The sequence below is a fragment of the Paenibacillus terrisolis genome, assembly GCF_056171975.1.
The window spans coordinates 182,117-195,065 of record NZ_JBKFGG010000004.1 but is presented as its reverse complement, the minus strand read 5'-3'; the positions used below and the strand labels follow the sequence as shown (position 1 = coordinate 195,065).

The following is a 12,949-nucleotide window of genomic DNA, read 5'->3' as shown; positions in this document are numbered from 1 at the left end:
GTTCTTTGTGTTGAAGTGATACCCGATAAAGTCGCTCTGTGAAAAGGTTGATCTTTCGATCGCTGTTGTTCACGGATTTTTTGGATTATACAAATTTAGAGGTTCTTTGTGTTTTTGGGGAAGGGTTGGTATAAATGAGATAGAGGAACATGCGTCCTGGATAATGAAGACGGGGCAGAAAGGGAGTCATCCATTTGAGGTTCGATATTGTAGGAGCGGGAGCGCTTGGTTTGTTATTTGGAGGGAAACTGGCCGCTTCAGGGGAAGAGGTCCGGTTTTGGACGAGAACGCAAGAGCAGGCAAAACTGTTGAATCGAGAAGGCATTATGCTTGCTGAGAAGGGGAATCCAGGCCAACTGTTGGACAAAAGCCGGTTTGGGGCTTATTTTATAGGCGACATGGGACAAGTCGTTTCCGGAGATACGCCGGACTTTCTGATCGTTACGACGAAGCAAAGGCATATTGACGATCTGTTGATTTCAGCGATTCGCAATATAGTCGCAGAGCGGACGGGCATTGTTTGTTTTCAAAATGGCGTCGGGCATATTGAACGCCTGACCAAGGGGCTTCCGGGTCAACCGGTCTTTGCCGCAGTTACGACGGAAGGATCAAAGCGAGCGGATGGAAGAAGCGTGAGCCGGGCTGGAGTTGGAGAAACATTTCTGGGAAGTGCCGGAGAGGCGGTAGAGACAACTGCCGATAGTGCCGATCTCTTTATGGGCAATCAAAAGACCGAAAGTTTGGTGAAAGTGCTTGAGAAGGCAGGATTTCCTGCGTTTTTGTCGAAAGACATCGATAGGGTGATTTACCGGAAACTGCTGATCAATGCCGCGATTAATCCGCTAACCGCACTGTGGCGCATTCCAAACGGGCAATTGGTGCAAACGGACGAACGAAGAGCGGTGCTTCGGCAATTATGCGAGGAAGGGGAACTTGTATACCGTTCTCTTGGGATACCGTATGATTCCGATATATTTGAGCAGATCGTCAGCGTATGCAAATCCACTTCTTCGAATATCTCCTCGATGCTGAAAGACGTGCAGCAAGGAACTCCTACTGAAGTGGACTACATAAACGGGCGCATCGTGGAAATGGCTCAAAGGGCTAACGTGCCCGTGCCCGGACACGAGCTCTTATGGCGATTGGTCAGGGCGATGTAACTTGACATCGGTATAAAAATTCAGCGGCATCCTTTAAAAGCAATCTTTTTTTCATATTCACGAAGGAGGTGGGATTTTGGCCTTTTTGATCACTCCGGTTATCATATTATCCATTATTCCGGTGATCCCGTTTTTGCTCGTATATTTTATTCACTTTCATTTGAAAAAAGATAAAAAAGCGGCCGTTTTGCTGGCCATGGACGTAACGACGGTATTTCTGATACTTTCCGTGTCCGCATTGTTCAATAATGTGTTTGGCTCCGGGTTTGGCTTTTATCTCATCCTTCTCGTGTTGCTTGTCGTTAGCGGACTGATTGGAGGAGCTCAGACAAGGCTGAAGGGAGCGGTCGACGTCAAGCGATTGGTTCGCGCGGTCTGGCGGCTGGCTTTTGCGGGGACAGGCTGCGCCTATGTCATTTTATTTCTGATCAGCTTTATTACATATATATCGGCAGCATAGACCAAACTATACAAGCTGGTGAATAAGCGAATAAAACAGTGACATTGAAGGTTAATTGTTAAGCAAAACAAATGTCAATATTGCATAATGGACTATTTTGTTAAGAAAGACGACCCGATTCGTGAAAAAACCTCAAATTTCTGAAAATTTGTGTTGGATTTTTTTGACCGCTGGTTGTATAATCTAAAAACATATACCACAACATTATTAAGGGGGATATTGCTAGATGAAGAAGAGTAAAAGTCTTTTGTTGCTTCTGACTCTCGTTCTTGCTGTCGGCACGCTGCTTTCGGCTTGCGGATCGAACAACTCGAACAATGGCGCTGCATCCAATAATGCAGGCAACTCCGGCAACAACGCAACTTCCAATAGCGGCAACAGCGGCGAAGAGAAGTTGGCTGCGGATCAAACGCTTAGAATCAACCTGAGCGCAGAACCACCTACTTTCGATCCAGCTCAAGCCCAAGACAGCCAAGCCAACACCGTTCTCAAAACGATGTATGAAGGCCTTACGCGCATGGATGATTCTGGTCAACCGGTCCCTGCAGCAGCTGAAAAGTGGGAAGTTGACGGAACCAAAGTCACATTCCATCTTCGTCAAGACGCAAAGTGGAGCAACGGCGACCCTGTAACGGCACAAGATTTCGTCTTCGCATGGGAACGCGTGCTTAGCCCTAAAACCGATCCTGCCGCTCCTTATGCTTATCAATTGTACTATTTGAAAAACGCGCAAGAATATAATGAAGGAAAAGTTACCGACTTTACCCAAGTTGGCGTAAAAGCGGTTGACGACTACACGCTGCAAGTTGATTTGGTTGCTCCAACTCCTTACTTCGTGGGTCTGACTTCCTTCTATACCTACTATCCGGTTCACCAATCCGTTAAGGATGATCCTAAATGGGCTGTTGACCAAAGCAAAATGATCGTAAATGGTCCGTTTACTTTGACCAACTGGGTTAAAGGCCAATCGATCGAAGTTACGAAGAACGAAAACTACTGGGATAAAGACAACATCAAGCTGGGCAAAATCACGATGTCTCTTGTAAACAGTGGCGCTACTGAACTTGCTTCTTATCGTAACGGCGAATTGGATCGCGCAGGCGCACCAAACGGTGAAATCCCTACCGACCAAATTCCGATTGTGCAAAAAGAACTGAAAGATGAATATGAAGTTAAAGGTATCGCAAGTACCTATTACTATGAATTTAACGTAACGGCTAAGCCGTTCGATAACCTCAAAATCCGTCAAGCTTTCTCGATGGCAATTGACCGTCAAGCGATCGTAGACAACGTAACTCTGGGCGGACAGCTTCCGGCTTATGGTTTCGTACCTCCAGGCATTAAAGGGGTTAGCGACGAATACCGTACAGAACACAAAGACGACTTCTTCAAAGAAGATTTGGAACAAGCCAAGAAATTGCTTCAAGAAGGTATGCAAGAAGAAGGCTACACCAAATTGCCTGACGTTACTTTGATTTACAACTCCAGTGAAGCTCACAAGAAAATTGCCTTGGCTATCGCTGATATGTGGAAGAAAAACCTTGGCGTTGACGTGAAAACGGAAAACCAAGAATGGGGCGTATTTATCGAAAACCGCCAAAACCTGAACTATCAAGTCGCACGTGCAGGTTGGAGCGCAGACTATAACGATCCGATGACTTACATCGATATGTGGACTTCCAACAGCGGTAACAACGATAACGGCTTCAAGAGCGAAGAGTACGACAAGCTCGTTGCCGAAGCGAAGGCTACCGATGACAACCAAAAACGTAACGATGACTTCTTCAAAGCCGAATCCATCCTGATCAAGGATACTCAAGCTTTGATGCCGATTTACTATTACACCAACGTCTCGCTGACAAAACCTTACCTGAAGGGCGTAGTTCTTGACTTTAGCGGCGCGATCGACTATACCCGCGCTTATCTGCTTGAACATTAATCCTTCAAGGTATCCCTTTTATAAAGGAATTGCATAGCGACATCGGGATATATATGTGGGTGTTCCATATATATCCCGTTTTTTTTGTGTTAACTTTTTCTTACACTTTTGTTTGCCAAATATATTGAATGGACAAAGCAAGCATTTTCACCTAAAATCGATTTATGTCGAATTTTTTGAGAAGGAGGTGTTAACGGGCATGGTACGTTATATTGCCAACAAGTTTTTTTACATGCTGGTGTCATTATTTATCCTGATTTCAGCTACCTTCTTCCTGATGAAAGCCATTCCGGGCGATCCATTCATGTCGGAGAAAAAGGTGCCGCCAGCGATTCAAGAACGTCTGTATCAACAATACGGTCTTGATAAGCCCGTTTTTCAGCAGTATTTAAAATATTTGGGTAATGTTGTGCATGGAGATTTGGGCATTTCGATGAAGATGATCAACCAGGACGTATCCCACATCATCAGTCAAACGTTTTCGGCTTCCTTGAAACTGGGTGCGGTAGCGATTGTGGTTTCCGTAATCGTTGGGGTGTTTCTCGGGATGTTGGCAGCGCTGTATCATCGCAAATTAATCGATAATGTAGCGATGGTGTTAGCGGTGCTAGGCATCGCGGTACCCAGCTTTGTGGTCGCGTCGCTGCTCCAGTATATTTTTGCATCCAAACTTCACTGGCTGCCGACGATGGGCTTTAAGGGTCCGCTCTACTATGTATTGCCGGTAGCGGCTCTGTCGGCTCAGCCAATCGCATTTATCGCCCGGCTTACGCGTTCCAGCATGCTGGAAGTGCTGCACGCCGACTACATCAAAACCGCAAAAGCCAAAGGCCTTGGCTGGATGGCCATTTTGTGGCGCCATGTAATCAGAAACGGCATTATGCCGGTTGTTACGTATTTGGGTCCAATGACGGCGAATATCGTAACCGGTTCCGTAGTTATCGAACAAATCTTCGGGATCGGCGGGATTGGTAAACAATTTGTTCAAGCTATCAGCGTCCGGGATTATCCGCTGATTATGGGGATTACGATTTTTTACGGTATCCTTTTAATGCTGGCGCGTTTCCTTACGGACGTTGCTTATGTCTTCGTAGATCCACGTATTAAACTTGGAAAACGGAAGGAGGGGTAAAGGATGGATACGAATTCAATTAAAACGATGGCAGCTCCTTCCGACCTGACTCCGGACGATTTCCGCAAAATTGGGGCTGACGAGAAAGAAGCCGAAATCATTCAACGCGAAAGTATTTCCGCTTGGCGGGATGCATGGCAGCGTCTTCGCAGCAACAAGATGGCGATGACCGCTCTTATCGTACTGGCGCTGATCGTTATTGCCGCAATTGTGGCACCGTGGCTGGTTGGCAAGATTTATCATTATAATTACTATTCCAATGATTTGCTTGCAACCAATAAAGCTCCAAACGCGCAGCACTGGTTCGGCACCGATGACCTTGGACGCGACATATTTGTCCGTACCTGGATGGGGGCCCGGATTTCGTTGATCGTTGGTTTGGCTGCGGCTTGTATCGACCTTTTGATCGGCGTTATTTACGGCGGCATTATGGGTTACTTCGGCGGCCGTGTCGATGAAATCATGAATAAGTTCTCCGAAATTCTGTATGCACTTCCTTACCTGCTGGTAACGATCTTGCTGCTGGTTGTGCTGGAACCAAGCTTGGGAACCATTATTCTGGCCTTGACGATCACCGGATGGATCAACATGTCCTGGATCGTGCGCGGCGAAATTATGCAGCTCAAAAACCGCGAGTTCGTGCTTGCTTCCCGTTCGATGGGCGCCGGTTCGGGACGCTTATTGTTCCGCCACCTGCTTCCGAATGCGGTTGGACCGATCATCGTAACGGTGACGTTGTCCGTGCCTAACGCGATTTTCGCCGAAGCGTTCCTGAGCTTCCTTGGTCTGGGCGTACAGGCTCCGGTTGCTTCGCTGGGTTCCATGATCAGTGACGCATTGACCGGTTGGTTGTATTTCCCATGGCGCATGCTGTTCCCGGCAGTCCTGATCAGCTTGACAATGCTTTCATTTAATATTTTCGGCGACGGTCTTCGCGACGCGCTTGATCCTAAACTGAAGAAATAGGAGGTGGAATGATGGAGCCGATTTTACAAGTCAAAGATTTGCAAGTCTCCTTTCAAGTTAAAGGCGGAGAAGTCAAAGCCGTTCGCGGCATGAACTTTGAAGTGGGAAAAGGGGAAACGGTTGCGATCGTCGGCGAATCCGGCAGCGGCAAGAGTGTCACGGCCCAAACGATCATGCGCCTGATTCCGTCCCCTCCGTCAATCATCAAGCAAGGCGAAATTATTTTCCAAGGTCAAGACCTTTTGAAGAAAAGCAACAAACAAATGGAATCGATCCGCGGCAAAGATATTGGCATGATTTTCCAAGACCCGATGACCTCTTTGAATCCTACGATTAAAGTAGGCCGACAAATTACTGAAGTATTAATCAAACATCAGAATATGTCAGCGGGCGAAGCGAAAAAACAGGCTATTGAAATGCTGAAGCTTGTCGGCATTAAAAATGCGGAAGCCCGCTTTAACCAATACCCTCACGAATTCTCCGGGGGCATGCGGCAGCGTGTCATGATCGCCATCGCACTGGCTTGCCGGCCGGCGCTGCTGATTGCGGACGAACCAACCACGGCGCTCGACGTTACGATCCAGGCGCAAATCATGGACGTTATGAAGGAAATGCAGGAGCATCTGGGCACATCCATCATTTTGATTACCCATGACCTTGGCGTTGTAGCCGGCATGTGCGACCGCGTTATTGTTATGTACGCCGGTGAAGTGGTGGAAGCCGGAACGAAATGGGAGATTTTCAAAAATCCTCAGCATCCTTACACCAAAGGTCTTTTGCGTTCGATGCCACGGCTCGACCAGAAGAAAGGCGAGCCGCTTATTCCTATTATCGGTACGCCGCCCGATTTGATTAAACCGCCGATCGGCTGTCCTTTTGCGGCTCGTTGCGATCAGGCGATGAGCATTTGCGAACGGATTGACCCGGCTGCTACCGAATTCAGCGATACGCATATCGCCCGTTGTTGGGATCTGCATCCGATGGCTAAGGAGGCGCAGACGTCATGAGTATCGGCAAAACATTGATCGAAGTCGAAGGACTGAAAAAATATTTCAACGTTGGCGGCGGCAACGTCCTTAAAGCCGTGAACGATATTAACTTCTCGATCGCTGAAGGGGAAACTCTGGGTCTGGTAGGCGAATCCGGCTGCGGTAAGTCGACCGCTGGACGGACGATTCTTCGTTTGTATGAACCGACGGGCGGAAGTGTACGTTTTAACGGCGTTGATATTAACAAGCTGTCTCCTAAGAAAATGAAAGCGATGCGCCGCGATATGCAGATGATCTTCCAGGATCCTTACGCTTCGCTGAATCCTCGTTTTACGGTAACCGATATTATCGGCGAAGCGCTGGACATTCACGGTATGGCCGGTTCCCGGGCAGAACGCAAAAAGCGTGTTGAAGAGCTGCTGGATATGGTTGGTCTCAATCCGGACCATGCGACCCGTTATCCGCACGAATTCTCCGGCGGCCAACGTCAGCGGATCGGGATTGCCCGCGCGCTTGCGGTAAATCCGAAGTTCATCATTTGCGACGAACCGATCTCCGCGCTTGACGTGTCCATTCAGGCGCAGGTTGTCAACCTGCTGAAGGACTTGCAAGACCGTCTCGGGCTGACCTACCTGTTCATCGCGCATGACTTGTCGATGGTTAAGCATATAAGTGACCGCGTGGCGGTTATGTATCTGGGCCGGATCGTCGAGCTTGCCGAGAGTGAAGAACTGTACGCCAATCCGATGCATCCATATACCAAAACGCTGCTGTCCGCCATTCCGATTCCGGATCCGGAAATCGAAGCGAACAAAAAGCGGATTCATCTTGAGGACGGCGGAAACGGTCCGATCCATTCCAAATCCGGGGCGTCCGGCGGCGGATTGTTCGACCTGGACAATTCCGAGCTCGTTGAAGTATCCAAAGGGCATTTCGTTTCGATGCCGAAAAAAGGTTAATCGGATTCGGCCCCGGCCGATCCATTTTGCCAAAGCTTTCGCAGCCTGTCTGGCTGCGAAAGCTTTTTTCATCTTTTCTTTTCATAAAGTCGTATTGTTGTCCAAGGATATGTTATATTTTTTAAGGAATGTTGACTTTGACGAAAAAGAGGAACTTCCGATACAATCAAGAAGGGTTTAACGAGGAACAGGAGGATAACAACCTGATGGATATCGTTCAAGAACCGTTGCCGTTAACGGGATCGCTGGCAGAAACGTATGCGTCGAATTTTGCTGCGGTAGAATCGCTATATGAGTACGATCCGGTCCGGGAGGATAGCTGGACGGAGAGAGTGAAATGGCTGGATCATTCCGAGAATCAGCGTATTTCCCGGGGAGAACTGGTCGCAAGGCTGAGAGAGTATAATGAGCGGTATAATCCGGATGCGGCGGTGCAAGCTGCCTTAACCAAGCTGGAACAGCCGGGAACGTCCGTAGTTGTCGGAGGGCAGCAAAGCGGGCTGTACACGGGGCCGCTGCTTGTGATATATAAGGCGGTCACCATCATTAAAGCGGCGCAGCGGGCGTCTTCCACTCTCGGACGCGCTGTTTTGCCGGTGTTTTGGATTGCCGGAGAAGACCATGATTGGGATGAAGTCAATCATTCCTATGTCTTGTCGCCCGATCTGCAGGTTCGTCGCATTCGTCTGGCTCATGAAGGGGAAGAACGCCTTCCGGTGAGCAAGACAAAAATCGCTCGCGAGCAATGGGAGAAGGCCGCCGAGGAACTGGAGGAGCTGCTGCCCGGCACGGAATTTAAAGCTGGGCTCATGGACTTGTTTAAACAATCGGCGCTGGAATCGCCAACGTTAAGCGAATGTTTTGCCAAGCTGATGGGAACTTGGTTCGGCAAGTACGGCCTGATTTTGCTGGATTCCGCCGATCCCGGGCTGCGGAGTTTGGAAACGCCGGTATTTGAAGCCATGATCCGGCATAATGACGGGCTCGAAGCCGGGTACCATGAATCGCTGAAGGATCTTGCCTCGCTCGGATTTGAGCCTCAGGCCGATGTTGCCGATGGGGGAGCGAATCTTTTTTACATAAGCGAGAAAGAGCGCCTGCTGCTTCATAAACGGGACGGTCGGTTTGCCGACCGAAAGGATAAGGTATCTTTTACCGCCGATGAATTGCTTGCCGAGCTGCGGGAGCATCCGGAACGTTTCAGCAACAACGTGCTGACCCGTCCTCTGATGCAGGACAGCTTGCTGCCTGTTCTCGGCGTCGTGCTGGGTCCCGGCGAGATCGCTTACTGGGCGTTGACGCGCAAAGCATTCGGCAAGCTGGGGCTCAAAATGCCGATTTTGCTGCCTCGGGAATCCTTTACGATCGTTGAAGGCACGCTGCGCAAGCATATGGACAAATACAGCCTGGGATGGAATGACGTTAAAAACCGGGAGTTGTTTCGTCAAAAGCGGGAAGCATGGCTTTCCGAGCAGGATTCGCTGCAGGTGGATGCCCGCTTTGATGAAGTCAAAGCCTCCTTTAGCGGAATGTACGATCCGCTGATTGAACAACTGGGCGGAATCCAAAACGGCCTCCTCAAATTGGGAGCGGCCAACCGCGACAAAATTATCGATCAGATCGAGTATTTGCGCGGCAAGGCCAAGGATGCCCTGGAGAAAAGCAACGAAGCCGGACTTCGGCATTTCGACCGGATCGAGCTGTCGCTCTTTCCTATGAATAAGCCGCAGGAACGGGTATACAATATCTTTTATTATTTAAACCGGTTTGGACCGGACTGGATAGATGGCCTGATGGATATTTCTTATGACATCACAGGTTCGCATCGCATTATTAATCTATAGGAGGGATTTGTGTGAGTTTGCCATCGATTGGGAACAGTGTAATCAAAGATTTGAAGCTTGCCCCGGAGGGACATTTGAAAATCGATTGGGTCGAAGCACATATGCCGGTGCTGAACCGGATTCGCAAGCAATTTGAGGCCGAGCAGCCGTTCAAGGGCCTGAAAGTCACGATTTCCTTGCACCTTGAAGCCAAAACGGCCTACTTGGCCAAAGTGGTGCAGGCGGGGGGCGCCGAGGTGACCATCACGGGCAGCAATCCGCTCTCCACGCAGGATGACGTTTGCGCCGCACTCGTGGAGGACGGCATCACCGTGTTTGCCAAATATAATCCCGAGCCGGAAGAGTATAAAGCTTTGTTGATTCAAGCGCTGGAAAACAAGCCGGATCTGATCATCGACGACGGCGGCGATCTTGTGACCATTTTGCACACGGAACGCAAGGACCTTCTGGCGAATATTCGCGGCGGCGCCGAGGAAACGACGACCGGCATTCTGCGGTTAAAAGCGATGGATAAGGAAGGCAAGCTGGAATTCCCGATGGTCGCGGTTAACGACGCGTATTGCAAGTATCTGTTCGATAACCGCTATGGTACAGGACAATCGGTATGGGACGGCATTAACCGGACCACCAACCTCGTAGTTGCCGGAAAGACCGTTGTGGTCGTTGGCTACGGCTGGTGCGGCAAAGGCGTGGCGATGCGGGCCAAGGGGCTTGGCGCCAACGTCATCGTCACGGAAATCGACGCGATTAAAGCGGTGGAAGCTTACATGGACGGCTTCCGCGTGATGCCGATGATCGAAGCCGCCCAAATCGGCGACTTCTTCGTAACGGTAACGGGCAACCGCGACGTTATTCGCGGCGAGCATTACGATGTCATGAAAGACGGCGCCATTTTGTCCAATGCCGGCCATTTCGATGTCGAATTCAACAAACCGGAACTCAAGGAACGCTCCTCTTCGGTGCGCACGGTTCGCCGCAATATCGAAGAATATAAACTGAAAGACGGACGCAGCATCTACGTCCTGGCGGAAGGCCGTCTCGTCAATTTGGCAGCCGGTGACGGACATCCGGCGGAGATTATGGATATGACCTTCTCGTTGCAGGCTTTGTCGCTGAAATACGTGAACGAGCGTTACGAGCAAATTGGAAAAACGGTCGTCAATGTGCCTTACGAACTGGATGAACAGGTAGCTCGTTTCAAACTTGAGAGTCTGGGACTCGGAATCGACACCCTGACTCAAGAGCAGCGCACTTATTTGGCCAGCTGGCAGGAGCATTAATAGGTCTTCGGCAGCGCTAAAGTTCCGTACCTAAGGCCCTTCCCCATAACTCCGGTTGTGGGGAGGGGCTTTTTTGCCGTCTTCATGGATTGGACATAACAAGCTTAAATTTGGAGCGAAAAAGCCTATTGCAGACATGAAAAAAGACCTAATCAACCTTCTGTATCTATGCCGCGTATGCGGGACTATTCTCCCTTCTTTTTAAAAATTTCGAACTCCAGAAGGATTTTAGAGCTTAACGCAGAATAGTTACTTATCAAAGTGGTGTAAAGTGGTGCAAAGTGGGGGAAAGAGGTAAGGAGTGAGTCATCCAATGTTTATGGGGGAATTCCAACATAGCATTGACGATAAAGGTCGGATTATTATTCCGGCTAAGTTTCGTGATCTCCTCGGAAGCTCTTTCGTCGTCACCCGCGGGCTTGACCAGTGCCTTTTCGTATATCCGATTCAGGAGTGGGAAGCGCTGGAACAGAAGCTGAAGGCCCTGCCGCTGATGAAATCCGACGCGCGCGCGTTCACCCGGTTTTTTTTCTCGGGGGCGACGGAATGCGAGTGGGATAAACAGGGAAGGGTAAACCTGCCCGGAAATTTAAGGCAATACGCCAAGCTGGAAAAGGACTGCGTCGTTCTCGGCGTATCCAACCGGGTGGAAATCTGGAGCAAGGATACATGGGAGCAGTATTTTGGACAGTCCGAAGAAACCTTTAACGAAATTGCCGAGAAGCTGGTAGATTTTAACTTTTAGTCTATGAACGAATTACAACTTTGAACAGTCTGGAGGGCTGCAGTCGTGTTCCATCACATCACGGTGCTTAAAAAAGAAGCGACAGAAGGGCTGCGCATCAAGCCTGACGGAATTTACGTGGATTGCACGCTGGGAGGCGGCGGCCACAGTGCGGTCATATTGTCCAAGCTCACCGAGGGCGGCAGGCTAATTGCCTTCGATCAGGATGATTGGGCGCTGGAGAATGCTAAGGAGCATCTTGCTTCTTATGCGGACAGGTTAACTTTAGTGAAGAGCAACTTTCGTTATCTCGAGCAAAAGCTATTAGAGCTTGACGAGGTTCCTAAACTGAACGGTGTGCCTCAGGTTGACGGCGTGTTGTTCGACTTGGGTGTTTCTTCGCCGCAATTTGACGAAGGAGAGCGCGGTTTCAGCTATAACGCAGACGCACCGCTGGATATGCGGATGGACCAATCGGCGGAGCTTACGGCGAGAGAAATTGTCAACTCCTGGCCGGAACGCGAAATTGCTCGTATCTTGTTTCAATATGGAGAAGAAAAGTTTTCCAGGAGAATCGCGAAAGTGATTGCGGATAAACGCCTGACCGAGCCGGTCGAAACGACGGAACAGCTCGTTGAGCTCATCAAGGAAGGAATTCCGGCGGCGGCGAGAAGAACAGGCGGGCATCCCGCCAAGCGCAGTTTTCAGGCGCTGCGAATTGCGGTAAACGACGAGCTTGGCGCCTTCGAGGAAGGGCTTCACGCAGCGATTCGCTGCTTGGCTCCGGAAGGAAGGGTGTCGGTTATTACCTTCCATTCGCTGGAGGACCGGATTTGCAAACAAATTTTTGCGGGATATGTTGAGAAATGCACGTGTCCTCCCGATTTTCCGATGTGCGTATGCGGCGGGAAAGGACAGCTGAAGTTGGTCAACCGGAAGCCGCTGGTTCCTTCAGAAGAGGAACTGGAGCTGAATCCAAGGGCGCGATCGGCAAAATTGCGCGTAGCGGAGAAATTACAAACGTTAGTGGGGGAATTGTGAAATGGCTTATACTCGGGGAAACCTTGCAGTCAAAGAGAAAGCAGCAGAACGCAGTTATCCGTCCCAGCGCTATCGCGAGACGACTAAGGTTGTCACCCGACGTTCTACGCTTCCGGTACGCGAAAAACTGCTCTACATGATGACCGTTGTATTTTGTGTCGCGATCATGGGAGGCCTGCTATGGCAAAATACCTCGCTTTACAACATCAAACGGCAAATGTTCAATATTAATTCGGATATTCAGAAGATGAATGTTCAGGTGAAGGAATTGTCCATTCAGAAAGAGAAACTGGAGGAGCAAATTCCCGAGGAAGCGGCCAAGCTGGGTTATGTGGAACCGTCGGAGGAGGGCTTCCATGTTGAGGCGCCTGCCGGAACAGGTACGGAGGAGACTCCCTCGATATCGGCCGACGGCGTGACTACGGCTCGGAAATAACGAACTGACAAGAGGTCTT

Annotated in this window: 12 protein-coding genes; all 12 read left to right on the top strand. The window is 49.7% G+C overall.

All coding sequences use genetic code 11. The features are described 5' to 3' along the window. Window positions 1–194 precede the first annotated feature (194 nt). A complete protein-coding gene (locus ACI48K_RS05005; RefSeq protein ID WP_475026426.1) occupies window positions 195–1,160 on the top strand; it encodes a ketopantoate reductase family protein in 966 nt (321 codons plus the stop codon). A gap of 76 nt (window positions 1,161–1,236) precedes the next feature. Then, entirely contained in the window at window positions 1,237–1,620 is a 384-nt protein-coding gene (locus tag ACI48K_RS05000; protein WP_475026425.1) for a DUF3397 domain-containing protein, read from the top strand. Window positions 1,621–1,846: 226 nt separating this feature from the next. After that, window positions 1,847–3,559: a peptide ABC transporter substrate-binding protein gene (locus ACI48K_RS04995; RefSeq protein WP_475026424.1), complete on the top strand. Its 1,713-nt coding sequence runs from the start codon at window positions 1,847–1,849 to the stop codon at window positions 3,557–3,559. Window positions 3,560–3,758: 199 nt separating this feature from the next. Continuing rightward, window positions 3,759–4,691, top strand: a complete 933-nt coding sequence (locus tag ACI48K_RS04990; protein WP_475026423.1) for an ABC transporter permease — start codon at window positions 3,759–3,761, stop codon at window positions 4,689–4,691. Between the two features lie 3 nt (window positions 4,692–4,694). Further along, window positions 4,695–5,657 (top strand): ABC transporter permease, encoded by a 963-nt coding sequence (locus tag ACI48K_RS04985; RefSeq protein WP_475026422.1) that lies wholly within the window; start codon window positions 4,695–4,697, stop codon window positions 5,655–5,657. Between the two features lie 11 nt (window positions 5,658–5,668). Next, window positions 5,669–6,664, top strand: coding sequence for an ABC transporter ATP-binding protein (locus ACI48K_RS04980; protein ID WP_475026421.1), 996 nt, complete (start codon window positions 5,669–5,671; stop codon window positions 6,662–6,664). After that, window positions 6,661–7,605: an ABC transporter ATP-binding protein gene (locus ACI48K_RS04975; RefSeq protein ID WP_475026419.1), complete on the top strand. Its 945-nt coding sequence runs from the start codon at window positions 6,661–6,663 to the stop codon at window positions 7,603–7,605. The genes ACI48K_RS04980 and ACI48K_RS04975 overlap by 4 nt, the downstream gene beginning before the upstream one ends. Window positions 7,606–7,811: 206 nt before the next feature. Next, on the top strand, window positions 7,812–9,449 hold the full coding sequence (bshC, locus tag ACI48K_RS04970) for a bacillithiol biosynthesis cysteine-adding enzyme BshC (RefSeq protein ID WP_475026417.1): 1,638 nt from the start codon (window positions 7,812–7,814) through the stop codon (window positions 9,447–9,449). Between the two features lie 11 nt (window positions 9,450–9,460). Continuing rightward, window positions 9,461–10,729 carry an adenosylhomocysteinase gene (locus ACI48K_RS04965; RefSeq protein WP_475026416.1) on the top strand — a complete coding sequence of 423 codons (1,269 nt, stop codon included), beginning with the start codon at window positions 9,461–9,463 and terminating at the stop codon, window positions 10,727–10,729. Between the two features lie 313 nt (window positions 10,730–11,042). Beyond that, window positions 11,043–11,474 (top strand): division/cell wall cluster transcriptional repressor MraZ, encoded by a 432-nt coding sequence (mraZ, locus tag ACI48K_RS04960; protein WP_475026514.1) that lies wholly within the window; start codon window positions 11,043–11,045, stop codon window positions 11,472–11,474. Window positions 11,475–11,519: 45 nt separating this feature from the next. Next, window positions 11,520–12,494 carry a 16S rRNA (cytosine(1402)-N(4))-methyltransferase RsmH gene (gene rsmH / locus ACI48K_RS04955; protein ID WP_475026415.1) on the top strand — a complete coding sequence of 325 codons (975 nt, stop codon included), beginning with the start codon at window positions 11,520–11,522 and terminating at the stop codon, window positions 12,492–12,494. Window position 12,495: 1 nt separating this feature from the next. Next, complete coding sequence (locus tag ACI48K_RS04950; RefSeq protein WP_475026414.1) at window positions 12,496–12,930, top strand: hypothetical protein; 435 nt, start codon at window positions 12,496–12,498, stop codon at window positions 12,928–12,930. Window positions 12,931–12,949 lie beyond the last annotated feature (19 nt).